The organism is Pseudomonas sp. SWI36, assembly GCF_002948105.1.
Classification (GTDB): domain Bacteria; phylum Pseudomonadota; class Gammaproteobacteria; order Pseudomonadales; family Pseudomonadaceae; genus Aquipseudomonas; species Aquipseudomonas alloputida.
This window is the reverse complement of sequence record NZ_CP026675.1, coordinates 2759146-2782687: the sequence shown is the minus strand read 5'-3', so window position 1 is coordinate 2782687 and position 23542 is coordinate 2759146. Positions and strand designations below refer to the sequence as shown.

25 protein-coding genes and 1 pseudogene are annotated in these 23542 nt (G+C 63.5%); 16 read left to right on the top strand and 10 right to left on the bottom strand.

What is annotated here, in order from left to right:
* The first annotated feature begins 32 nt into the window (after window positions 1-32).
* A complete protein-coding gene (gene argS, locus C4Q27_RS13420; protein WP_010955633.1) occupies window positions 33-1769 on the top strand; it encodes an arginine--tRNA ligase in 1737 nt (578 codons plus the stop codon).
* A 1-nt stretch (window position 1770) separates the two neighbouring features.
* A complete protein-coding gene (locus C4Q27_RS13415; RefSeq protein ID WP_014859104.1) occupies window positions 1771-2469 on the top strand; it encodes an SPOR domain-containing protein in 699 nt (232 codons plus the stop codon).
* A 90-nt stretch (window positions 2470-2559) separates the two neighbouring features.
* Here C4Q27_RS13415 and C4Q27_RS13410 read toward each other — a convergent pair whose 3' ends face one another.
* A complete protein-coding gene (locus tag C4Q27_RS13410) occupies window positions 2560-2979 on the bottom strand; it encodes a TM2 domain-containing protein (protein ID WP_010955634.1) in 420 nt (139 codons plus the stop codon).
* A gap of 164 nt (window positions 2980-3143) precedes the next feature.
* Here C4Q27_RS13410 and C4Q27_RS13405 point away from each other — a divergent pair, with 164 nt between their 5' ends.
* Window positions 3144-3767 (top strand): C40 family peptidase, encoded by a 624-nt coding sequence (locus tag C4Q27_RS13405; protein ID WP_020191289.1) that lies wholly within the window; start codon window positions 3144-3146, stop codon window positions 3765-3767.
* Between the two features lie 127 nt (window positions 3768-3894).
* Here the strand turns inward: C4Q27_RS13405 and C4Q27_RS13395 are convergent, their stop codons facing one another.
* Window positions 3895-4893, bottom strand: coding sequence for a type IV pilus twitching motility protein PilT (locus tag C4Q27_RS13395; protein ID WP_104886948.1), 999 nt, complete (start codon window positions 4891-4893; stop codon window positions 3895-3897).
* A 65-nt stretch (window positions 4894-4958) separates the two neighbouring features.
* Between C4Q27_RS13395 and C4Q27_RS13390 the strand changes: the two genes are divergently transcribed.
* The 9 genes from C4Q27_RS13390 (at window position 4959) to C4Q27_RS13350 (ending at window position 11528) form a co-directional block, all read left to right on the top strand.
* Window positions 4959-5645: a YggS family pyridoxal phosphate-dependent enzyme gene (locus tag C4Q27_RS13390; RefSeq protein WP_104886947.1), complete on the top strand. Its 687-nt coding sequence runs from the start codon at window positions 4959-4961 to the stop codon at window positions 5643-5645.
* 38 nt (window positions 5646-5683) lie between these two features.
* Complete coding sequence (proC, locus tag C4Q27_RS13385) at window positions 5684-6502, top strand: pyrroline-5-carboxylate reductase (RefSeq protein ID WP_004575483.1); 819 nt, start codon at window positions 5684-5686, stop codon at window positions 6500-6502.
* Between the two features lie 10 nt (window positions 6503-6512).
* A complete protein-coding gene (locus C4Q27_RS13380; protein ID WP_003249110.1) occupies window positions 6513-7103 on the top strand; it encodes a YggT family protein in 591 nt (196 codons plus the stop codon).
* Between the two features lie 99 nt (window positions 7104-7202).
* A complete protein-coding gene (locus C4Q27_RS13375) occupies window positions 7203-8342 on the top strand; it encodes a homoserine O-acetyltransferase (RefSeq protein ID WP_010955639.1) in 1140 nt (379 codons plus the stop codon).
* Window positions 8343-8349: 7 nt separating this feature from the next.
* Window positions 8350-8970 (top strand): methionine biosynthesis protein MetW, encoded by a 621-nt coding sequence (gene metW, locus C4Q27_RS13370; RefSeq protein WP_003249106.1) that lies wholly within the window; start codon window positions 8350-8352, stop codon window positions 8968-8970.
* Window positions 8971-8992: 22 nt separating this feature from the next.
* Complete coding sequence (locus C4Q27_RS13365) at window positions 8993-9427, top strand: DUF4426 domain-containing protein (protein WP_020192921.1); 435 nt, start codon at window positions 8993-8995, stop codon at window positions 9425-9427.
* Window positions 9424-10020, top strand: coding sequence for an RdgB/HAM1 family non-canonical purine NTP pyrophosphatase (rdgB, locus tag C4Q27_RS13360; RefSeq protein WP_064490852.1), 597 nt, complete (start codon window positions 9424-9426; stop codon window positions 10018-10020). The genes C4Q27_RS13365 and rdgB overlap by 4 nt, the downstream gene beginning before the upstream one ends.
* A complete protein-coding gene (hemW, locus tag C4Q27_RS13355; protein WP_064490851.1) occupies window positions 10017-11192 on the top strand; it encodes a radical SAM family heme chaperone HemW in 1176 nt (391 codons plus the stop codon). The genes rdgB and hemW overlap by 4 nt, the downstream gene beginning before the upstream one ends.
* 9 nt (window positions 11193-11201) lie before the next feature.
* Window positions 11202-11528, top strand: a complete 327-nt coding sequence (locus C4Q27_RS13350; RefSeq protein WP_003249095.1) for a DUF3392 domain-containing protein — start codon at window positions 11202-11204, stop codon at window positions 11526-11528.
* Between the two features lie 594 nt (window positions 11529-12122).
* On the opposite strand, the gene trmB is transcribed toward C4Q27_RS13350, so the two are convergent.
* The 4 genes from trmB to C4Q27_RS13320 all read right to left on the bottom strand — a co-directional run bounded on the left by trmB (window position 12123) and on the right by C4Q27_RS13320 (window position 14396).
* Window positions 12123-12845 (bottom strand): tRNA (guanosine(46)-N7)-methyltransferase TrmB, encoded by a 723-nt coding sequence (trmB, locus tag C4Q27_RS13335; RefSeq protein WP_004575478.1) that lies wholly within the window; start codon window positions 12843-12845, stop codon window positions 12123-12125.
* Between the two features lie 9 nt (window positions 12846-12854).
* On the bottom strand, window positions 12855-13667 hold the full coding sequence (locus C4Q27_RS13330) for a thiazole synthase (protein WP_003249091.1): 813 nt from the start codon (window positions 13665-13667) through the stop codon (window positions 12855-12857).
* A gap of 54 nt (window positions 13668-13721) precedes the next feature.
* Window positions 13722-13922 (bottom strand): sulfur carrier protein ThiS, encoded by a 201-nt coding sequence (gene thiS, locus C4Q27_RS13325; RefSeq protein WP_003249090.1) that lies wholly within the window; start codon window positions 13920-13922, stop codon window positions 13722-13724.
* A 102-nt stretch (window positions 13923-14024) separates the two neighbouring features.
* Window positions 14025-14396, bottom strand: a complete 372-nt coding sequence (locus C4Q27_RS13320; protein WP_064490850.1) for a DUF423 domain-containing protein — start codon at window positions 14394-14396, stop codon at window positions 14025-14027.
* 29 nt (window positions 14397-14425) lie between these two features.
* On the opposite strand from C4Q27_RS13320, the pseudogene mtgA reads away from it, so the two are divergent.
* Window positions 14426-15171, top strand: a pseudogene (gene mtgA, locus C4Q27_RS13315) (monofunctional biosynthetic peptidoglycan transglycosylase).
* Between the two features lie 474 nt (window positions 15172-15645).
* Here the strand turns inward: mtgA and rpoH are convergent.
* The 4 genes from rpoH to ftsY form a co-directional block, all read right to left on the bottom strand.
* The gene (gene rpoH, locus C4Q27_RS13310; RefSeq protein ID WP_003249083.1) at window positions 15646-16500 is read right to left on the bottom strand and encodes an RNA polymerase sigma factor RpoH; all 855 of its coding nucleotides are present in this window, start codon (window positions 16498-16500) and stop codon (window positions 15646-15648) included.
* Between the two features lie 111 nt (window positions 16501-16611).
* Complete coding sequence (gene ftsX, locus C4Q27_RS13305) at window positions 16612-17637, bottom strand: permease-like cell division protein FtsX (RefSeq protein WP_010955647.1); 1026 nt, start codon at window positions 17635-17637, stop codon at window positions 16612-16614.
* Window positions 17634-18305 (bottom strand): cell division ATP-binding protein FtsE, encoded by a 672-nt coding sequence (gene ftsE, locus C4Q27_RS13300; protein WP_003249079.1) that lies wholly within the window; start codon window positions 18303-18305, stop codon window positions 17634-17636. Before ftsE ends, ftsX begins: the two co-directional genes overlap by 4 nt.
* A 2-nt stretch (window positions 18306-18307) precedes the next feature.
* Window positions 18308-19792, bottom strand: a complete 1485-nt coding sequence (ftsY, locus tag C4Q27_RS13295; protein ID WP_104886944.1) for a signal recognition particle-docking protein FtsY — start codon at window positions 19790-19792, stop codon at window positions 18308-18310.
* 231 nt (window positions 19793-20023) lie between these two features.
* On the opposite strand from ftsY, the gene C4Q27_RS13285 reads away from it, so the two are divergent.
* Genes C4Q27_RS13285 through rsmD form a run of 3 tightly spaced genes read left to right on the top strand, consistent with a single transcriptional unit; the run spans window position 20024 to window position 23464 of the window.
* A complete protein-coding gene (locus tag C4Q27_RS13285) occupies window positions 20024-21379 on the top strand; it encodes a pitrilysin family protein (protein WP_004575476.1) in 1356 nt (451 codons plus the stop codon).
* Entirely contained in the window at window positions 21372-22862 is a 1491-nt protein-coding gene (locus tag C4Q27_RS13280; RefSeq protein ID WP_020192227.1) for a pitrilysin family protein, read from the top strand. The genes C4Q27_RS13285 and C4Q27_RS13280 overlap by 8 nt, the downstream gene beginning before the upstream one ends.
* Window positions 22862-23464 (top strand): 16S rRNA (guanine(966)-N(2))-methyltransferase RsmD, encoded by a 603-nt coding sequence (rsmD, locus tag C4Q27_RS13275; protein ID WP_010955651.1) that lies wholly within the window; start codon window positions 22862-22864, stop codon window positions 23462-23464. Before C4Q27_RS13280 ends, rsmD begins: the two co-directional genes overlap by 1 nt.
* Window positions 23465-23542: the final 78 nt, after the last annotated feature.

Genomic DNA, 23542 nt, shown 5'->3' with positions numbered 1-23542 from the left:
CTCACCGCGCTTGCGGTCGAAAAGAGATCCCCATGAAAGACACCATTCGCCAGCTGATCCAGCAAGCCCTCACCCAACTCGTCACCGACGGTGTGCTGCCTGAAGGGCTGTCGCCGGCGATCCAGGTGGAAAACGCCCGGGACAAGACCCACGGCGACTTCGCCAGCAACATCGCCATGATGCTGGCCAAGCCGGCCGGCATGAAGCCGCGCGACCTCGCCGAAAAACTGATCAACGCCCTGCCGGCCAGCGCCGACATCAGCAAGGTCGAGATTGCAGGCCCCGGCTTCCTCAACTTCTTCCAGAACACCGACGCCCTGGCCAACCGCCTGGATGCCGCCCTGGCCGACGCCCACCTGGGTGCGCGCAAAGCCGGCCCGGCGCAAAAGGTGGTGATCGACATGTCGGCACCCAACCTGGCCAAGGAAATGCACGTCGGCCACCTGCGCTCGACCATCATCGGTGACAGCGTTGCGCGCGTGCTGGAGTTCCTGGGCGACAACGTCATCCGCCAGAACCACGTCGGCGACTGGGGTACCCAGTTCGGCATGCTGATGGCCTACCTGCAGGAAAACCCGATCACCAGCGACGAGCTGTCGGACCTGGAAAACTTCTACCGCGCGGCGAAGAAACGCTTCGATGAATCGGAAGAGTTCGCCACTCGCGCTCGCGGCCTGGTGGTCAAGCTGCAAGCCGGTGACCCCGAGTGTCTGGCCCTTTGGACACGCTTCAAGGACATCTCGCTGTCGCACTGCCAGAAGACCTATGAGCTGCTCAACGTCAAGCTGACCATGGCCGACGTGATGGGCGAAAGTGCCTACAACGACGACTTGGCCAACGTGGTGGCCGACCTCAAGGCCAAGGGCCTGCTGGTCGAAGACCAGGGCGCCCAATGCGTGTTCCTCGAAGAGTTCAAGAACAGCGACGGCGACCCCCTGCCGGTGATCGTGCAGAAGGCTGACGGCGGCTATCTGTACGCCACCACCGACCTGGCTGCCGTGCGTTACCGCAGCAACGTGTTGAAGGCTGACCGCGCACTGTACTTCGTCGACCAGCGCCAGGCCCTGCACTTCAATCAGGTGTTCGAAGTGGCCCGCCGCGCTGGCTTCGTCGGCCACCCGATGCAAATGGAGCACATGGGCTTCGGCACCATGAACGGCGCCGACGGCCGCCCGTTCAAGACCCGTGACGGCGGCACCGTGAAGCTGATCGACCTGCTCACCGAGGCCAAGGAGCGCGCCTACGCGCTGGTCAAGGAAAAAAACCCGAGCCTGGCCGACGACGAACTGCGCCACATCGGCGAGGTGGTGGGCATTGGCGCGGTGAAATACGCCGACCTGTCCAAGCACCGCACCAGCGACTACAGCTTCAACTTCGAGTTGATGCTCAACTTCGAAGGCAACACCGCGCCTTACCTGCTGTACGCTTACACCCGCGTAGCCGGCGTGTTCCGCAAGCTGGGCAAAGGCTTTGACGAAGTCGACGGCAAAATCGTGCTGCAAGCTGCCCACGAGCAGGACTTGGCCGCGCGCCTGGCGCAGTTTGGCGAAATCCTCAACAACGTCGCCGAAAAAGGCACGCCGCACGTGCTGTGCAGCTACCTGTACGACTTGGCCGGCCTGTTCTCCAGCTTCTACGAGAACTGCCCGATCCTCGCAGCCGAAACCCCTTCGCAGCAGCAGAGCCGGCTGCGCCTGGCCGCCCTGACTGGCCGCACCCTCAAACAAGGTCTGGAACTGCTCGGCCTGGAAACCCTGGAGCGCATGTAAGTTGGCTGCCAAGAAAAAACCTGCCCCGAAACGCGGCGCCAGCCGCCAGACGGCACCGGCCAAACAGCCGATCCCCGGCTGGGTATGGCTGGCGGTCGGCCTGACCGTAGGCGCGTTCATCGTGTTCCTGATGAAGCTCGAACCCGGTGGCGATGACATCAAGCGCACCAAGCCCGAGCAGGAGAAACCGGCGAAAGCGGCCGAAGCCGGCAAGCCCGCGCAAGCTACCCCGCAACAGCCGGTGAAGCCGAAGTACGACTTCTACACCCTGCTGCCGGAGTCTGAGGTGATCGTGCCGCCGGAAGCCGTACCGGAGAAAACCCCACCGGTGCCGGCCCAGCCAGTAACCCCGGTAACACCAGCAGAAGCGGCGAAAATCGACACGGCGAGGGCCCAGGCAGCGTTGCTCGGCCAGACCCCGCCACCGCCACCACCCGTGATCAAGCCGGCGGCGACCACGCAGTACTTCCTTCAGGCCGGCTCGTTCCGCAAGCAGGCCGATGCCGACAAGGTACGGGCACAGATCATCCTGCTGGGCCAGTCCGTGAAAGTGGAGTCGGGCACGGTCAAGGATGAAACCTGGTACCGCGTGCTGGTCGGGCCGTTCAGCAACCGCGAGCAGTTGACCGGGGCACAGAAGCAGCTGGCTGGGGCCGGGTTCAGCAACCTGTTGCTGCAACAGCGGCAGACCCGTCAGTAATGAAGAAGGCCTTGCCGCAGCGGTGCGACAAGGCCTTCTTTATATGGACAGCATTGCCCGTGAAGGGGCTGTAAAGCAGCCCCGCTACCGTCAGCCCCGCCCCGCATTCCTTTCGGACACCTGGCTGTTCAACGTCCAGAAGTCATACAGCACCCCCACCAGGAACAACCCGCCGGTAAAGAAGTAGATGATCGCGGTGATCCACTTGCCCTGATACAGCCGGTGCAGGCCAAACACCCCCAGGAAGGTCAGCAGGATCCAGGCGATGTTGTAGTCGATACGCCCGGACTGAAACCTCAGGTCGGCTTCACGGTCCATGGACGGGATCAGGAACAGGTCGATCAACCAGCCAATGCCCAGCAAGCCCAAGGTGAAGAACCAGATGGTCCCGGTAATCGGCTTGCCGTAATAGAAACGATGGGAACCGGTGAAGCCGAAAATCCACAGCAGGTAGCCGATGGTTTTGCTGTGGGTGTCGTGAAAGGGCACCCCCTGTTGATAACTGTTCATTCATAGCCCCTGTGGGTTATCCGAAAATTTTCTAAGAAAAAATGTGACTTTTTCGTCGCAAGCCGACATACGGCGCCTGGCAATCGACCAACGGATCAATAACTGATCAAAAAGCTGTTATAAAGTTGCGCGCCAACACATAACTATTCATAAGAGCTTCATCTATGCCGCCTTTGATCAAGACATGGCTGACCCTCTGCCTATTATTGCCCCTGGCCGCCCACGCCACCAATCGTGAGCAACGTCTTCCCAATGGTTTCACCGGCTACACGACCAACGCCTCGGTGAAACGCGCACCAGTCAAACAGACCGCGCTACGCGCCCGCCCGAGCAATGCCGCCAGCAGCCGCGGTGCGAATGTCGCCGCCATGTCGCCTAAGCAAAGCAGCGATGTGCTGAGCCGTGCGGTAAATGTGCTCGGTACCCCTTATGTTTGGGGCGGCAGCAGCCCGAAAAAAGGCTTTGACTGCAGCGGGCTGGTCAAATACGCCTTCAACGACGTCGCCGACGTCGACCTGCCGCGCACCTCCAATGCCATGGCCCGGGGCCACGGGGTGAAGGTGGCCAAGGGTGATCTGAAGCCTGGCGACCTGATCTTCTTCAACATCAAGAGCCGTCGGGTCAATCACGTAGCCATCTACCTGGGTAACGACCGCTTCATCCACGCTCCACGTCGTGGCAAGCGGGTGAGTATCGACACCTTGAGCAAGCCTTACTGGCAGAAGCACTACGTGGTGGCCAAGCGGGTGCTGCCGAAAGAGCAGCAGCTGAGTCTGGCCAAGCGTTAATCTGATCGGCGCTATCCGGTACCGGCCCCTTCGCGGGCACGCCCGCTCCCACAGGTAGCGCGTCGCTCTCGCGGGCAGCGCCATACCTGTGGGAGCGGGCGCGCCCGCGAAAGGGCCTTTGCAGGTACTACAAGCCTTTGATCAACCCTCGCTCCCTCAGCCTCCGCAACGCCCCCTCCATCGTCAGCATCCCCTCCGCCGCCCCGCCCTGCATCACTGAAGACAACTGCGCCAACCGCCCCTCCCGAACCAGGTTACGCACCGCCGGCGTCGCCACCAGCACTTCCCGCGCCGCCACCCGCCCACCCCCTACGCGCCTGACCAGCACCTGCGCGACCACCAGGCGCAGCGACTCGGCCAGCATCGCCCGCACCAACGGCTTTTCCTCGGCAGCAAACACCTCCACCAACCTGTCGATGCTGCTGGTCGCCGAACGCGCATGCACGGTTGCCAGCACCAGGTGCCCGGTTTCGGCCGCGCGCAGGGCCAGGCGAATGGTTTCCAGGTCGCGCAACTCGCCGATCATGATCACGTCCGGGTCCTGGCGCAGCGCACTGCGCAGCCCCTGAGCAAAGCCGCGACTATGGCGCCCCATCTCACGCTGGTTGACCAGGCTGCGCTGGCTGGCATGGATGACCTCGACAGGGTCTTCCAGGGTAATGATGTGCAGCGCCCGCTCGCGGTTCAGCTGGTCGAGCAGCGTTGCCAGGGTGCTGGACTTGCCACTACCGGTCGGCCCGCCCACGAGGATCAAGCCATCCCGGCAATGCGCAACAGCTTGAAACACATCCGCAAGGTCCAGCTCACTCACCGTCGCAATGCGCCCCGGGATCAGCCGAAAGGTAATCGCCGGGCCATTCAACTGGCGAAACAGGTTCAGCCGAAAGCGCCCAAGCGCCGGCAACTCCAGCGCAAGGTCCATTTCATCGCCTTGGGCCCACTGCCGGCGCTGATCGTCATCCAGCACGCTGGCCATGCCCTCGATCAAGGCACCCTGATTCAACGGCGGCAAGCCCATACGCTGCAACTCGCCATCCAGGCGCAGCATCGGAATCTGGCCCGTCGCCAGGTGCAGGTCTGAAGCCCCCGCATCCACAGCTCGGGCCAACAGGTCGGTCACATCCATAAGACTCCCCAAAGGCCTTCAAGCAGGTAGAATGCCGCAGACCCCACAGCTGCCGGCATCGATCCATGTCCACCCTAGCAGACAACCTTTCCGCGATTTCCGCCCGTATCGCCAGTGCTGCCCAGGCAGTCGAGCGTGATCCGGCCAGCGTCCAGTTGCTGGCCGTGAGCAAGACCAAGCCCGCCAGCGCTATCCGCGAGATCCATGCCGCCGGTGTGCACGACTTCGGGGAGAATTACCTACAGGAAGCACTGACAAAGCAGCAGGCCCTCAGCGACTTGCCCTTGATCTGGCACTTCATCGGCCCCATTCAGTCGAACAAGACCAAAGCCATCGCCGAGCATTTCGACTGGGTGCATTCCGTGGACCGCCTGAAAATTGCCCAACGCCTGTCGGAACAGCGCCCCGCCGGGTTGGCGCCGCTGAACATCTGCCTGCAGGTAAACGTCAGCGGCGAAGACAGTAAATCCGGCTGCACCCCGGCCGACCTACCCGCGTTGGCCAAAGCCGTAGCCGCACTGCCCAACCTGCGCCTGCGCGGGCTGATGGCAATCCCGGAACCCACCGAAGACCGCGCCACCCAGGAGGCCGCCTTCGCCAGCCTGCGCAAGTTGCAGGAAGGCCTGGGGCTTGGCCTGGACACCCTGTCCATGGGCATGAGCCACGACCTGGAAGCGGCCATCGCCCAGGGCGCGACGTGGGTACGGATTGGCACGGCCCTGTTCGGAGCCCGCGACTACGGCAACACCTGATTCCATGCTTCACTCACTCTTTTCCACAAGGACCTGACATGAGCAAGACACGTATTGCCTTTATCGGCGCCGGCAACATGGCCGCCAGCCTGATCGGTGGTCTGCGTGCCCAGGGCCTGGACGCCTCGCAGATCCGCGCCAGCGACCCGGGCGCCGAGACCCGCAGTCGCATCCAGGCCGAGCACGGCATTGAAGCCTTCGAGGACAACGCCCAGGCCATCGATGGCGCTGACGTCATCGTGCTGGCGGTCAAGCCACAAGTCATGAAAACCGTATGTCAGGCACTGCAACCCAACCTGCAGGATGGCCAGCTGATCGTTTCCATCGCCGCCGGCATCACGTGCGCCAGCCTGCAAAGCTGGGTGGGCGCTCGCCCGGTGGTGCGCTGCATGCCCAATACCCCGGCATTGCTGCGCCAAGGCGTGAGCGGCCTGTACGCCACCGCTGAAGTGTCCGGCGAACAGCGTCAGCAGGCCGAACAACTGCTGTCGGCCGTGGGCACCGCCCTGTGGCTGGAGCAGGAGCAGCAACTGGACGCCGTGACAGCTGTGTCCGGCAGTGGCCCGGCGTACTTCTTCCTGCTGATCGAGGCCATGACCGCGGCAGGCGAAAAACTCGGCCTGCCACGCGAAACAGCCTCCCAACTGACCTTGCAGACGGCCCTGGGCGCCGCGCGCATGGCAGTTGCAAGCGACGTCGATGCCGCTGAACTGCGCCGCCGCGTCACTTCGCCCGCCGGCACCACGGAAGCGGCGATCAAGTCGTTCCAGGCCAGCGGCTTCGAAGCCATCGTCGAGCAGGCGCTGCAGGCTGCAGCCACGCGCTCTGCCGAGCTGGCCGAACAACTGGGCAAATAAGGAGCCTTAGATGAATGCACTGTCAGGCGCCGCGATTTTCGTGGTGCAAACCCTGGTCAGCCTTTACCTGGTAATCGTCCTGCTGCGCTTCGTGCTGCAACTGGTCAAGGCCAACTTCTACAACCCGCTGTGCCAGTTCGCCGTTCGTGCCACCCAACCGCTGCTCAAGCCGATCCGCCGGATCATCCCTAGCGTTGGCGGGCTGGATACCTCGTCGCTACTGCTGGCGGTGGTCATCCAGGCCTTGCTGATGGGCTTTGTGCTGATGGTCACCTACGGTACCTTCGGCGACGTCCTGCACCTGCTGATGTGGGCGATCATCGGCATCACCTCGCTGTTCCTGAAGATTTTCTGGGTGGCGATGATCGTCATGGTGATCGTTTCCTGGGTTGCACCCAACAGCCACAACCCGGCGGCCGAACTGGCCTACCAGATCAGCGAGCCGGTGCTGGCGCCGTTCCGCCGCCTGGTGCCAAATCTGGGTGGCATGGACATCTCGCCGATCTTCGCCTTCCTGGCGATCCAGGTGGTCCAGTCGTTTGTCATGCCCCCGCTGGCCGCCTACGCCGGCATGCCTCAAGAGCTGTGGCGAATGATCTGAGGCTCGCCAGCGCCAGCTTGCCCCCAGTCGCAAGCCTTTGCTTGCCGCTGGGGGTAGCGCTCTTTAGACTTACGCCTCCGTCAAGCGTGAGCAGGGTCGATGTCAACTGTCTTTCCCGAAGATTCCGTCGGTCTGGTAGTACCGCAAACCGCCCGGTTCGATGAACCGCTGGCACTGGCCTGTGGCCGTTCACTGGCCAGTTACGAACTGGTCTACGAGACCTATGGCACCCTGAACGCCAGCGCGAGCAACGCCGTGCTGATCTGCCATGCCCTGTCCGGCCATCACCATGCCGCTGGCTACCATGCCGCCACCGACCGCAAGCCGGGCTGGTGGGACAGCTGCATCGGCCCCGGCAAGCCGATCGATACCAACCGCTTCTTCGTGGTCAGCCTGAACAACCTCGGCGGCTGCAACGGCAGTACCGGCCCCAGCAGCGTCAACCCTGCCACCGGCAAACCGTATGGCGCCGACTTCCCTGTACTGACCGTAGAGGACTGGGTACACAGCCAGGTGCGCCTGGGCGAGCGCCTGGGCATCCAGCAATGGGCCGCTGTCGTCGGCGGCAGCCTTGGCGGCATGCAGGCACTGCAATGGACCATCAGCTACCCCGAGCGTGTGCGTCATTGCGTCGACATTGCCTCGGCGCCCAAGCTGTCGGCGCAGAACATCGCCTTCAACGAGGTGGCGCGCCAGGCCATTCTCACCGACCCTGAGTTCCATGGCGGTTCGTTCCAGGACCAAGGCGTGATCCCCAAGCGCGGCCTGATGCTGGCGCGCATGGTCGGCCACATTACCTATCTGTCCGACGACTCGATGGGTGAAAAATTCGGCCGTGAGCTGAAAAGCGACAAGCTCAACTACGACTTCCACAGCGTCGAGTTCCAGGTCGAAAGCTACCTGCGCTATCAGGGCGAGGAGTTTTCCGGCCGTTTCGACGCCAACACCTACCTGCTGATGACCAAGGCACTGGACTATTTCGACCCGGCCGCCACGCACGGTGGTGATCTGGCCGCCACCCTGGCCCACGTCACGGCGGACTACTGCATCATGTCGTTCACCACCGACTGGCGCTTCTCTCCGGCCCGTTCGCGCGAGATCGTCGACGCGCTGATGGCCGCGCGCAAGAACGTCTGCTACCTGGAGATCGATTCGCCCTACGGGCACGATGCTTTCCTGATTCCCACACCTCGCTACATGCAGGGTTTCTCGAACTACATGAACCGCATTGCCATCTGAGGACAGCATGAGAGCCGATCTGGAAATCATCCACGACTGGATCCCCGCCGGCAGCCGGGTACTCGACCTGGGCTGCGGTAGCGGCGAACTGCTGGCCTCGCTGCGTGACCGCAAACAGGTCACCGGCTATGGCCTGGAAATCGACGCCGACAATATCGCCGCCTGCGTGGCCAAGGGCGTCAACGTCATCGAACAAGACCTGGACAAAGGCCTGGGCAACTTCGCCAGCAACAGCTTCGACGTGGTGATCATGACCCAAGCCCTGCAGGCCGTGGAATACCCCGACCGCATCCTCGACGAAATGCTGCGGGTGGGCCGTCAGTGCATCATCACCTTCCCAAACTTCGGCCACTGGCGCTGCCGCTGGTACCTGGCGACCAAAGGCCGCATGCCGGTATCGGACTTCATGCCGTATACCTGGTACAACACGCCGAACATCCACTTCTGCACCTTCGCCGACTTCGAAGAACTTGTGCACGAACGCCGAGCCAAGGTACTGGACCGCCTGGCGGTCGACCACTTGCACCGCAACGGGTGGGGTGGCCGGCTATGGCCTAATCTTCTAGGTGAGATCGGCATCTACCGCGTCAGCAGTCCGGGCCTGCAAGAGCACCAGCTCGCGGTCTGACGCCCACCGGAGGAATCGCCCCATGCGTCGCCTAGCCCTGTTCCTGATCAGCCTGTGCCTGGCCCTGCCAGTGCTGGCTGCCGATGCCGCACGCCCCGAGCGCAAGGAGGTATTTGGCGACGTGACGGTGCACTACAGTGCATTCACCTCGAGCATGCTCACACCCGAGGTGGCCGCGGCCACCGGCCTGGTGCGCAGCAAGAACCAGGGCGTGCTCAACATTACCGTCCTCAAGGCCAGCAAACCTGCCACGGCGGTGATCAGCGGCACGGTCAAGGACCTGACCGGGCGCAGCAGCCCGCTGTCGTTCAAGCAGATTACCGAACAGGGCGCGGTGTACTACATCGCCCAGTTCAAGATCGACCAGCCAGAAACCGTCACCTTCGACCTCAACATCGAAACCGGCGGCATCAGCAACTCTCTCCGCTTCAACCAGGAAGTGTTCCCAGGCGAATGATGAATTTCCAGCAACTCGTATTGGCCAGCCACAACGCCGGCAAACTCAAGGAACTCCAGGCCATGCTCGGCCATTCCGTGCAACTGCGCTCGATTGGTGAGTTCAGCCAGGTGGAGCCGGAAGAAACCGGCCTGTCGTTCGTCGAGAACGCCATCCTCAAAGCGCGCAACGCCGCCCGCATTTCCGGCCTGCCGGCCCTGGCCGATGACTCTGGCCTGGCGGTGGACTTCCTCGGTGGCGCGCCGGGCATCTACTCGGCGCGCTATGCCGATGGCAAAGGCGACGCGGCAAACAACGCCAAGCTGCTCGAAGCCTTGAAAGACGTGCCTGAAGCTGAGCGCAGTGCACAGTTCGTCTGCGTGCTGGCGCTGGTGCGCCACGCCGACGACCCGTTGCCGATCCTGTGCGAAGGCCTGTGGCACGGGCGCATCCTGTTCGAGGCCAGCGGCGACCAGGGCTTTGGCTACGACCCGCTGTTCTGGGTACCGGAGCGCAACTGCTCCAGCGCCGATCTAGCCCCCGCAGACAAGAACCAGCTCAGCCACCGCGCCCGTGCCATGGCCCTGCTGCGCACACGTCTGGGCCTGGCATGATCGAAATGCTGTCGCCCCCCGGCGCAGCAGGCTTTAGCAGCCTGCCGCCGCTGGCGCTGTACATCCACATTCCGTGGTGCGTACGCAAATGCCCTTATTGCGACTTCAACTCCCACGCTGCCGGGCCTGAGCTACCGGAAGATGCCTACGTCACAGCCCTGCTCGACGACCTCGACCAGGAACTGGCTGCCGTACAAGGCCGCCCGATCAGCTCGATCTTCTTCGGTGGCGGTACGCCAAGCCTGTTCAGTGCCAACGCCCTTGGCCGGCTACTGCGTGGCGTAGAGCAACGTATTCCGTTCGCGCCAGACATCGAAATTACCCTGGAAGCCAACCCGGGCACCTTCGAGCAGGACAAGTTCAAGGCCTACCGGCAGACCGGCATCAACCGTCTTTCGATCGGTGTGCAGAGCTTCCAGCCAGCCAAGCTGGAGGCACTGGGGCGCATCCACAATGGCGACGAAGCGGTTCGAGCCGCCGGCATGGCGCGCGCGGCCGGTTTCGACAATTTCAACATGGACCTGATGCACGGCCTGCCCGACCAGTCGCTGGACGACGCGCTGGGTGACCTGCGCCAGGCCATCGACCTGGGGCCGACCCACCTGTCGTGGTATCAGCTGACCGTGGAGCCGAACACGGTGTTCTGGAACCAGCCGCCAGAGCTGCCCGAAGACGACATCCTCTGGGATATTCAGGAAGCCGGCCAAGCGCTGATGGCCGAGCACGGCTACCGCCAGTACGAGGTATCGGCCTACGCCCAGGCAGGCCGCGCCGCCCGGCACAACCTCAACTACTGGCGCTTCGGTGACTTCATCGGCATTGGCGCTGGCGCTCACGGCAAGCTCACCTTTGCCGACGGGCGCATCCTGCGTACCTGGAAGACCCGCCTGCCCAAGGACTACCTGAACCTGGCCAAGCCGTTCAGGGCCGGCGAGAAGCTGCTGCCAGTCGATGAACTGCCGTTCGAGTTCCTGATGAACGCCCTGCGCCTGACCGATGGCGTGGAAGCCGAACTGTTCACCCAGCGCACCGGCTTGCCACTGGCACAGCTGCAGGAAGCACGCCGTGCCGCCGAACAAAAGGGCCTTTTGCAGGTCGAACCGGATCGACTGGTGGCCACCCCAAGGGGCCAGCTGTTCCTCAATGACCTGCTGCAGTATTTCTTGACCTGAGGATGACCCATGGATCTGGTACTTGATCTGCTCGCGACGGTTTCCCGCTGGAGCCGCAGCAACCTGTCGGAGATTTCACTGGCCTTGGTAGGCTGCCTGCTGGTGCTGTTCGGCACCGATGTCAAAGCCTGGGCCGAGCAACGCCTGGGCGGCCTCGCCGGCGCCCTGCGCGTGCCGTTCATGGCGCTGATGGTGATGATCGGCAGCGGTGCTGCGCTGATCTATGCCACGCCATGGGTGGTGAAAGGCCTGAGCCAGTTCAACAACTATGCGTTGGCGCCTGTGTTGCTGGTGGTACTGGTGTTGATTGGCGTGGTGGCGGATCGCCGCGGCTGAGCTAATGGCCCCTGGGTCAACTGTCTTGCTCAACATTTGAAAGACCTGCGCGGCCGCCCGTAGGAGCGGGTTTACCCGCGAAGAGGCCGGCCCTGCTGGCCAATCTCCACCCGCCGTTCACCGTTGCCCCCGCCACCGTATTCGCGGGTAAACCCGCTCCTACACAGATTGGTGGTGGACACACATCGGTGGCTGGACACAGCCCACCCGTAGGAGCGGGTTTACCCGCGAAAGGGCCGGCCCTGCTGGCCAATTTCCACCCGCCGTTCACCTTTGCCGCCGCCACCGTATTCGCGGGTAAACCCGCGCCTACACAGATTGGTGGTGGACACACATCGGTGGTTGTACACAGGCCGCCCGTAGGAGCGGGTTCACCCGCGAAAGGGCCGGCCCTGCTGGCCAATCTCCACCCGCCGCTCACCGTCGCAGCCGCCCGCGAACACCGGCAAAGCCGGTGCCATCCACCGCGTTGGTTTCTTCGCGGGCATGCCCTGAGGTGTTGTGTATTACCGAAAAAAAACCGCCCTTCTCAAGGCGGTTATTTTCGCCTGCATTCCTGCCGGCATCAGCACATCGAAAAGCCGTATCAGCCGCTCAATCCACCTTCTCGAACTTCAAGTCCCACACCCCATGCCCCAGCCGCTCACCGCGGCGTTCGAACTTGGTGATCGGGCGCTCTTCGGGGCGCGGCACATAGGTGCCGTCTGCCGCACGGTTGCGATAGCCAGGAGCTGCGCTCATCACTTCCAGCATGTACTCGGCATACGGCTCCCAATCGGTGGCCATGTGGAACACACCACCGGGCTTGAGCTTGCGACGTACCAGCTCGGCGAACTCCAGCTGGACAATGCGGCGCTTGTGGTGACGCGCCTTGTGCCAAGGGTCTGGGAAGAACAGCATCAACCGATCAAGACTGTTATCCGCCACGCAGCGGTTCAGCACTTCGATGGCATCGCAGTCATACACCCGCAGGTTTTTCAGCCCCTGGGTCAGCACGCCATTGAGCAGCGCGCCAACACCCGGGCGGTGCACTTCCACACCGATGAAGTCCTGCTCAGGGGCGGCGGCGGCCATTTCCAACAGGGAATGGCCCATGCCGAAGCCGATCTCCAAGGTGCGCGGGGCCGAACGGCCGAACACCTGGTCGTAGTCCACCGGGCTGTCAGCCAGTGGCAGGATGTACAGCGGGCCGCCTTGATCCAGGCCGCGTTGCTGGCCTTCGGTCATGCGCCCGGCACGCATCACGAAGCTCTTGATGCGGCGGTGTGGGCGGGCTTCGCCGTCGGGGGTGATCGGCGTATCGTGCGATTCAGTCATCAGTTGCTCTTACTTGATCAGACCATCCAGCGGCGAGGAGGCGCTGGCATAGAGTTTCTTCGGCATACGACCGGCCAGGTAGGCCATGCGACCCGCGACAATGGCGTGTTTCATGGCCTCGGCCATCAGCACCGGCTGCTGGGCGTGGGCGATGGCCGAGTTCATCAGCACTGCCTCACAGCCCATTTCCATGGCGATGGTGGCGTCGGATGCGGTACCCACGCCAGCATCGACCAGCACCGGCACCTTGGATTCTTCCAGGATGATCTGCAGGTTGTAGGGGTTGCAGATACCCAGGCCGGTGCCAATCAGGCCAGCCAGCGGCATGACCGCGATGCAGCCGACTTCGGCCAGCTGACGGGCGATGATCGGGTCGTCGCTGGTGTAGACCATGACGTCGAAACCTTCCTTGACCAGCACTTCGGCTGCCTTGAGGGTTTCGATCACGTTGGGGAACAGGGTTTTCTGGTCGGCCAGCACTTCCAGCTTCACCAGCGTCCGGGACTCGTGCGATTTGCGCCCATCGAGCAGTTCGCGGGCCAGACGGCAAGTGCGTACCGCTTCCACCGCGTCAAAGCAGCCTGCAGTGTTCGGCAGGATGGTGTACTTGTCGGGCGACAGTACATCGAGCAGGTTCGGCTCGCCCGCGTTCTGGCCAAGGTTGGTGCGGCGTACAGCGACAGTGACGATTTCGGCACCCGAGGCCTCGGTGGCCAGGCGGGTTTCTTCCATGTCACGGTACTTGCCGGTACCGACCAGCAGGCGCGACTGGAAAGTACGCCCGGCCAGGGTGAAGGGCTTGTCGCTACGAACGTTGCTCATCGTTGTTCCTCGGGAAAAGGTTGCAGGGCTTGCTTGTGAACCGCCGGGCTGCTGTCAGCCGCCACCGATGGCGTGGACCACTTCGACCTGGTCGCCGTCATTCAGCAGCGTGCTGTCGTGCTGGCTACGCGGCACGATATCCAGGTTCAGTTCCACTGCAACACGGCGCCCGGTCAGTTCCAGGCGCGCCAGCAGGGCTGCAACGCTTTCGCCGGCAGGCAGTTCGTAAGGTTCACCGTTCAATTTAATGCGCATGCGCACGGCCACCATTGTTCTTTGGGGCCAGCATTCTAGCGCCGAACCGTCCTGCAACCCAAGGGCGGTGCACGCCATTAGTCGTGATTGTGGACCACTCGGTCAGCCCAGCCGCCAGGCTGCCAGCCCCAGGCACAGCCAGCCGAGGAGGAAGCACAAGCCGCCAATCGGGGTGATGATGCCAAGCTTGCCAAGGCCGCTGAGGGTCAGCAGGTACAGGCTGCCGGAGAACAGCACGATGCCTAACGCAAACAGGCCGCCAGCCCACCCGACCAGGCGCCCGGGCAGGTGCGCCGAGAGCACCGCAACGCCGAAGATCGCCAAGGCATGGACCAGTTGGTAAGTCACGCCGGTATGGAAGATCGCCAGGTAGTCAGCCGTCAGCCGGTTTTTCAGGCCATGAGCGGCGAAGGCGCCCAGGGCGACACCGGTAAAGCCAAAAAAGGCGGCAAGCATCAGGAAGCTGCGAAGCATGGGACGACTCCTTGTATCGGGTCTGTATAATGGCCCCTTCCACCCTTAGGGCCAAGCCATCGACATGCTGTCAACGCTTATCCGTCGCCTCTCCCGCGCCCTGCTCTGGTTCGTTGCCGGCAGCATCGTGCTGGTGCTGGTGTTCCGCTGGGTACCACCGCCCGGCACGGCGCTGATGGTCGAGCGCAAGGTACAGTCATGGGTGAATGGTGAACCGATCGACCTGCAGCGCGACTGGGAGCCATGGGAGAACATCTCCGATGAGCTCAAGGTTGCGGTCATTGCTGGCGAGGACCAGAAGTTCGCCAACCATTGGGGCTTCGACCTCCCGGCCATTCAGGCGGCGCTGGCCCACAACGAGCGTGGCGGCAACATTCGCGGCGCCAGCACCCTGACCCAACAGGTGGCCAAGAACCTGTTTCTGTGGTCAGGCCGCAGCTGGTTTCGCAAGGGGCTGGAGGCCTGGTTCACCGCCCTGATCGAGCTGTTCTGGTCGAAGGAACGGATTCTCGAGGTCTATTTGAACAGCGCCGAGTGGGGCAAGGGCGTGTTTGGTGCCCAGGCAGCGGCGCGTTATCACTTTGGCGTCGACGCCAGCCGGCTCAGCCGCCAGCAGGCAGCGCAGCTGGCAGCGGTGCTGCCAAGCCCAATCAAGTGGAGTGCCAGCCGACCAAGTGCCTACGTGGCCAGCCGGGCCGGCTGGATTCGCCGGCAGATGAGCCAGCTGGGTGGGCCCAGCTACCTGATGCAGCTGGACTCCTCCAGAAAGCTTTGAATGCAGGCCCGGCCCTTTCGCGGGTAAACCCGCTCCTACGGGCAACCGCATACCCGGCCTCTTCGCGGGTAAACCCGCTCCTACGGGCAACCACATCCCCGGCCTCCTCGCGGGCAAACCCGCGCCTACGGGCAACCGCCCCCCCGGCCTCCTCGCGGGCAAACCCGCGCCTACGGGCAACCGCATCCCCGGCCTCCTCACGGGCAAACCCGCGCTTACGGGCAACCGCATCCCCGGCCTCCTGACGGGCAAACCCGCGCCTACGGGCAACCGCATCCCCGGCCTCCTGACGGGCAAACCCGCGCCTACGGGCAACCGCATACCCGGCCTCCTCGCGGGCAAACCCGCGCCTACGGGCAACCGCATCCCCTGTAGGAGCGGGTTTACCCGCGAAGAGGCCGGCAAAGCCAGCACAAACAAAAAAGCCGCTCACCCCATCAGGGCCAGCGGCTTTTCTTTACAACCCAGACTCGATCAGGCAGCGATCAGGGCCTTGACCTTGTTCATCGCATTCTTCTCCAACTGGCGAATACGCTCAGCCGATACGCTGTACTTGTCTGCCAGTTCATGCAGCGTGGCCTTCTCTTCCGCCAGCCAACGCTGGTAGAGAATGTCGCGGCTACGCTCGTCCAGGCCCTGCAGCGCTTCGTGCAGGTTGCTGGTGGAGTTGTCACTCCAGTCGGCATCCTCAAGCTGCACCGCCGGATCGTAACGGTGATCTTCCAGGTAATGCGCAGGCGACTGGAAGGCGCTGTCGTCGTCAGCTTCCGCTGCCGGGTCAAAGGCCATGTCCTGGCCGCTGAGGCGGCTTTCCATCTCGCGCACTTCGCGCGGCTCGACGCCAAGGCTTTCCGCCACGCGATGCACTTCGTCGTTGTTCAGCCACGCCAGGCGCTTCTTCTGGCTACGCAGGTTGAAGAACAGCTTGCGCTGAGCCTTGGTGGTAGCCACTTTGACGATGCGCCAGTTGCGCAGAATGAACTCGTGGATCTCTGCCTTGATCCAGTGCACGGCGAACGACACCAGGCGCACGCCCATTTCCGGGTTGAAGCGCTTGACGGCTTTCATCAGGCCGACATTGCCTTCCTGGATTAGGTCAGCCTGGGCCAACCCGTAGCCGGCGTAACTACGGGCGATATGTACGACGAAACGCAGGTGGGCCATCACCATCTGACGAGCGGCCTCGACATCCTGCTCATAATAGAGACGCTCGCCCAGATCACGCTCCTGCTCGACCGTCAGCAGCGGGATGCTGTTGACCGTGTGCACATAGGCTTCCAGGTTTGCACCGGGTACCAGGGCATAGGCAGGTTGCAACGATGTGGTCATTCAAGAACCTCCGACTTACAAAACTCGCACCTTGTGGGCGCTGCCAACATTGACCTGGAACGACGGTACAAGTTCCGCAGTGAAGAAAATGTCAATGCTGGCACGTAAAAACTATCGCGGCGCCAGCTCGTTCAAGTGGCGGGCGACTGCAATCCATGCACCGATATACCCCAACAACACTGCTCCGATCAAGAGCGACAGACCATCGGAAGCCGGAACGCCGCCCAGGGCGAAGTCACTGCCATACAGCCCGGAAAGCCCTACCACCGCCTCGTTCAGCCAGTTCAGGCCAAACGCCAGGATGCCCCACGCCAGCAGGCCTGCGCCCAGGCCATACAGGGCGCCCATGTACAGGAAAGGCCGGCGCACGTAGGCGTCGGTGCCGCCGACCAGCTTGATCACTTCGATCTCGATACGACGGTTTTCAATGTGTAGACGAATTGTGTTACCGATTACTAACAACAGGGCAGAAATCAGCATCACGGCCAGGCCGAAGACGAAGCGGTCACCCAGCTTGAGGATGGCTGCCAGGCGCTCGACCCAGACCAGGTCCAGTTGCGCCACGTCCACCCGCGGCAGCTCCGACAGGCGCTGACGCAAGGCGTCCAGGGCCGGTTTGTCGACCTCGGTCGGGGTTACCACCACCACACCCGGCAGTGGGTTGTCTGGCAGTTCGCGCAAGGCCTCGCCCAGGCCGGACTGCTGCTGGAACTCCTCCAGGGCCTGCTCGCGGCTGACATACTGGGCGTCCGCCACGCCAGGCATGCCCTTGATCTCGTCGCGCAGCGCCTCGCCATCGCGGCTGCCGGCATCGAGCTTGAGGTACAGCGAAATCTGCGCAGCGCGTTGCCACGAACCGCCAAGCTGCTCGACGTTCTTCAGCAACAAGGACAGGCCCATCGGCATGCTCAGCGCCACGGCCATGACCAGGCAAGTGAAGAAGCTGCCGATCGGCTGCTTGCCCAGGCGGCGCAGGCTGTCGGCCAAGCTGGCACGGTGGCTTTCCAGCCAGGCATGCAACAGTGTGCGGAAGTCCGGGCCATCATCGTCTTCACCGCGCTTTTTCTTCGCAGGTTGCGGATCGGCCGGTTTCGGTGCGACCCGCTCGGAAACCTTCGGCGTACGTGTTGTGTTCATTGCCCGGCCTCCCCATCGCCGATCAAGCGGCCGCGTTGCAAGGTCAGCATGCGGTGACGCATGCGCGCAATCAGCGCCAGGTCGTGGCTGGCGATCAATACCGTCGTGCCCAGGCGGTTGATGTCCTCGAACACGCCCATGATCTCTGCAGCCAGGCGCGGGTCGAGGTTACCGGTGGGCTCGTCGGCCAGCAGCAGAGCCGGCTGGTGAACGATGGCGCGGGCGATACCCACTCGCTGCTGCTGCCCGGTGGACAGGTCGGCCGGGAACAGCTCGCCTTTGTCGGACAGCGATACACGCTCCAGAGCCGAGTCCACGCGCTTGGCGATCTCGACCTTGGACAGGCCGAGAATCTGCAGCGGCAAGGCAATGTTGTTGAACACGGTGCGGTCGAACAACAGCTGGTGGTTCTGGAACACCACGCCGATTTGCCGGCGCAGGAACGGGATTTGCGCATTGCTGATCTGGCCCAGGTCCTGCCCTGCCAGCATCAGCTTGCCGCTGGTCGGGCGCTCCATGGCCAGCAACAGGCGCAGCAAGGTGCTCTTGCCAGCGCCCGAATGGCCGGTGACGAACAGGAATTCGCCCCGGCGCGCCCGGAAACTCAGCTCATGCAAACCCACATGACCGTTGGGATAGCGCTTGGCAACCTGCTCGAATCGGATCATGGTCAATCTCGCTCGGCGAACAGAGCCTTGACGAACGGCTCGGCTTCGAAGGTACGCAGGTCGTCGATGCCTTCACCGACGCCGATGAAACGGATCGGGATGTTGAACTGCTTGGCCAGGGCGAAGATCACCCCGCCCTTGGCAGTGCCGTCCAGCTTGGTCAGGGCCAGGCCGGTCAGCTCGACGCTCTGGTTGAAGTACTTGGCCTGACTGATGGCGTTCTGGCCGGTGCCGGCGTCAAGCACCAGCAGCACTTCGTGCGGCGCCTCAACGTCGAGCTTGCCGATGACCCGGCGGACCTTCTTCAGCTCTTCCATCAGGTTGTCTTTGGTGTGCAGGCGGCCGGCAGTGTCGGCGATCAGCACGTCGACGCCACGCGCCTTGGCGGCCTGCACGGCATCGAAGATTACCGAAGCAGAGTCGGCACCCGTGTGCTGGGCGATCACCGGAATCTGGTTACGCTCGCCCCACACCTGCAACTGCTCGACCGCCGCTGCGCGGAAGGTATCACCGGCAGCCAGCATGACCTTCTTGCCTTCCAGTTGCAGCTTTTTCGCCAGTTTGCCAATGGTGGTGGTCTTGCCGGCGCCGTTCACGCCAACCACAAGGATCACATAGGGTTTGTTCTGGGCCTGCACATTCAGCGGCTGCTCGACCGGGCGCAGCAGCGCAGCCAGTTCTTCCTGCAACGATTTGTACAGGGCATCGGCATCGGCCAACTGCTTGCGCGCGACCTTCTGGGTCAGGTTCTGGACAATGGCCGATGTAGCCTCCACACCCACGTCGGCAGTCAGCAGGCGCGTCTCGATTTCGTCGAGCAGGTCGTCGTCGATGACCTTCTTGCCGAGGAACAGGCTGGCCATGCCCTCGCCGATGCTGGCACTGGTCTTGGACAGGCCTTGCTTGAGGCGCGCGAAGAAGCCGGGCTTGGCCTGTTCAACGGGTGCAGCAACAGGGGCTGGTGCCGCGCGTTCCGGGATTGCGGGCGGTGCCTTCGGCTCCAGGTCCGGCACCAGGGCCACGGGCTCTTCGGCAACCGGCAGCACCAGGTTGCTGACCGGCGCTGCGGCCTCGACAGGGGCAGACTCGACAGGGGCCGCCTGCAAGGGCATGGACGCAACCGGCTGCGGTGCAGGTGCCACCAGCGGCTGGGATGCGACCGGCTCTGGCTCAGGCGCCTGCAACGGCTGGGGCGCAACCGGTTCAGGGACGGGGGCCTCGACTACCGGGGGCCGGGGGGGGGCCGCGAGCGGCTGCGGCTCAGCTAGCTGTGGGGCCGCAACGGCCTGAACGGGTTCGGGGGCCTGTGGCGCTTCGGCGGCAGATCCCTCGACCGGAGCGGCTGCAGACTGCTCGACAGCGGGGGGTTCATGCGCGGGCACGCCCGCTCCCGCAGGTGGCTGCGGCTTCTTGCGAAACCAGCTGAACAGGCCTTTCTTCTCACCAGCCTCGGCCGGCGCTTTTTTGTCGTCGTTGGAACCAAACATGGAAGACGGCTATCTCAGGGTAGCGATAGGCCAGCTACGGCCAATCGGGAATTCTCTCTACGCAGAACAGACTATCTTGAAGCCGGCTGGTTCATGCGCAACGTTTTGACTTAGTGTCCTGTGGGCCAGAACGGCGACAGGCATGGTCGCCAGGCAACCGGATCAGTATCCTAGCACCTCCTGGCCCGCCGACGCTAAACCCAGCGGGCCGCCGAACAGGTTAAACACCGTATGAATGCTCTAGCCCGCCGCGCCGCTGGCCTGTTGCTCGGCACGCTCTGCCTGCCGCTCGCGGCCTTCGCCGCCGATGTGCAACCCACCCACGAATTCATCCTCGACAATGGCCTGAAGGTCGTGGTCCGCGAAGACCATCGCGCCCCCGTGGTGGTCTCGCAGATCTGGTACAAGGTCGGCTCCAGCTACGAGACCCCGGGCCAGACCGGCTTGTCCCATGCGCTGGAACACATGATGTTCAAGGGCAGCGCCAAGGTCGGCCCCGGCGAGGCCTCGCGCATTCTGCGTGACCTCGGCGCCGATGAAAACGCCTTCACCAGCGACGATTACACCGCCTATTACCAAGTGCTGGCCCGCGACCGCCTGCCGGTAGCCCTGGAGCTGGAGGCCGACCGCCTTGCCAGCCTGCGCCTGCCTGCCGACGAGTTCAGCCGCGAAATCGAGGTCATCAAGGAAGAACGCCGCCTGCGCACCGACGACCAGCCCAATGCCAAGGCATTCGAGCTGTTCCGCGCCATGGCCTACCCGGCCAGCGGCTATCACACGCCGACCATTGGCTGGATGGCCGACCTGGAACGCATGAAGGTCGAGGAACTGCGCCACTGGTACGAGTCCTGGTACGCCCCCAACAACGCCACCCTGGTGGTGGTCGGTGATGTCACCGCCGACGAGGTCAAGGGCCTGGCGCAGAAGTATTTCGGCAATATTCCCAAACGCGCCGTGCCGCCAGCCAAGCTGCCTCTGGAGCTGGCTGAACCAGGGTGGCGCCAGTTGACCCTGCACGTACGCACCCAGCTGCCAAGCCTGATCTACGGCTTCAACGTGCCCGGCCTGCCCACCGCCAAGGACCCTCGGACGGTGCACGCCCTGCGCCTGATCTCGGCACTGCTCGACGGTGGCTACAGCGCCCGCATGCCGGCCCGCCTGGAGCGTGGCCAGGAACTGGTGGCCGGCGCGTCGTCCAGCTACAACGCCTTCACCCGCGGCGACAGCCTGTTCCTGATCTCGGCGACGCCGAATGTGCAGAAGCAGAAAACCCTCGCCGACGTCGAGAAAGGCATCTGGCAGTTGCTTGAAGAACTCAAGAGCACGCCGCCCAGCGCCGAAGAGCTGGAACGCGTACGCGCCCAGGTCATCGCCGGCCTGGTCTACGACCGCGACTCCATCAGCAGCCAGGCCACCACCATCGGCCAGCTGGAAACCGTCGGCCTGTCCTGGAAGCTGATCGACAGCGAACTGGACGAACTCAAGCGCGTCACCCCACAGGACATCCAGAACGCCGCGCGCACCTACTTCACCCGCGAACGCCTGAGCGTTGCCCATGTACTGCCCGAGGAGTCCGCCCATGAGTGATCGCCGCGCACCACGCCCAACCCTGCTGGCCACGGGCATTCGTGCCCTGGCGCTGGCGGCAGTGCTGGCCGCTCCGGCCATGGCCGATAACGCTGCCAAGGCCGACAGCAGCGCGGCCCGCCCGGCCAACACCTTGCAGTCGCTGGCCGAACTGAATGGCAAGGCACCCAGCCGGCGTCAGTTGAACATCCAGCACTGGAACACCGCCGAAGGTGCCCGGGTGCTGTTCGTCGAAGCCCGCGAACTGCCCATGTTCGACCTGCGCGTCACCTTCGCTGCCGGCAGTAGCCAGGATGGTGGCACGCCAGGCCTGGCCGCCCTGACCAACGCCATGCTCAACGAGGGCGTGGCCGGCAAGGACGTCACCGCCATCGCCGAGGGCTTCGAAGGCCTGGGCGCAGACTTTGGCAACGGCTCCTACCGCGACATGGCCGTCGCATCGCTGCGCAGCCTCAGTGCCAAGGACAAGCGCGAACCGGCCCTCAAACTGTTTACAGAGGTGGCGGGCAAGCCGACATTCCCCGAGGATGCCCTCAAGCGCATCAAGAACCAGATGCTGGCTGGCTTCGAATATGACAAACAGAACCCCGGCAAGATCGCCGGCAAGGCCCTTTTCGGCAAGCTCTATGGTGACCACCCCTATGCCCACCCAAGCGACGGCACTGCCGAGAGCATCACGGGCATAAGCCTTGCCCAACTGCGCGCGTTCCACGCAAAGGCTTATACCGGCGGCAATGCGGTAATCGCCCTGGTCGGCGACCTCAGCCGTGCAGAGGCCGAAGCCATCGCCGCACAGGTGTCTGCCGGCCTGCCCAAGGGCCCTGCGCTGGCCGCACCGGCCCAACCCGCAGACGCCAAGGCCGGCCTGACCCACATCGACTTCCCGTCCAAGCAGACCCACCTGATGCTGGCCGAACTGGGGATCGACCGCCAGGACCCGGACTGGCCAGCCCTGTCCATGGGCAACCAGATCCTTGGCGGTGGCGCCTTCGGTACCCGGCTGATGAGCGAGGTGAGAGAGAAGCGCGGCCTGACCTACGGCGTTTACTCGGTATTCAGCCCGATGCAGGTACGCGGCCCGTTCATGATCAACCTGCAAACCCGTGCCGAGCTCAGCGAAGGTACGCTCAAGCTGGTGCAAGGCATTCTCGCCGACTACCTGAAGACGGGCCCGACCCAACAGGAACTGGACGATGCCAAGCGCGAACTGGCCGGCAGCTTCCCGCTGTCCAACGCCAGTAATGCCAGTATCGTCGGCCAACTGGGCGCGATCGGCTTCTACAACTTGCCGCTGACCTGGCTTGAGGACTTCATGCAACAGTCCCAGGCCCTTACCGTCGAACAGGTCAAGGCAGCCATGAACAAACACCTGTCAGCCGATAAACTGGTGATCGTCACCGTTGGCCCGAAAGTGCCACAAAAACCGCTGCCAGCACCCACTGACAAGCCCTCCGAGCAACCGCTCGGGGTACCGGAGCACTAATGCCAAGATCCACCCCTCCCGCCCGCCCGCAAGCGGGCCAAAGCAAGGGCCAGGGCCACCTGCGCATCATCGCCGGCGAGTGGCGCAGCCGCCGCCTGGCGGTGCCGGAAGGCGAAGGCCTGCGGCCAACGCCTGACCGCGTGCGGGAAACCGTATTCAACTGGCTGGCCCCCTACATCGAGGGCGCCCGCGTGCTGGACGCCTTCACCGGCAGTGGTGCCCTGGTGCTCGAAGCCCTGTCCCGTGGGGCCGAGGACGCCGTGGCGCTGGACAGTAACCCTGCGGCCATCGCCAACCTGAAGAACAACCTCGAAATCCTGCGCTGCCCTCGCGGGCAAATCCTGCAAACCGACGCCCTGCGCTACCTGCAAGGCCCGGCCAAGCAGCAGTTCGATGTTGTGTTCCTCGACCCGCCGTTCCATCAGGACCTGCTGGCCAACACCTGCAACATGCTGGAGCAGAATCAGTGGCTGGGCGAGCAGGCATGGGTCTACACCGAAAGCGAAGCGGCACCCTCGACCTTGCAGCTGCCGGGCAACTGGCGGCTGCACCGCGAGAAGAAGACCGGCCAGGTGCACTACGCACTCTGGCAGCGGGGCTGATTACCCGCGGGTTGGGTGTACTTAGTTACCGCACCCCACCTGCGCCATGGTTGAAGCTGCACCTTCATTTCCTGAAGG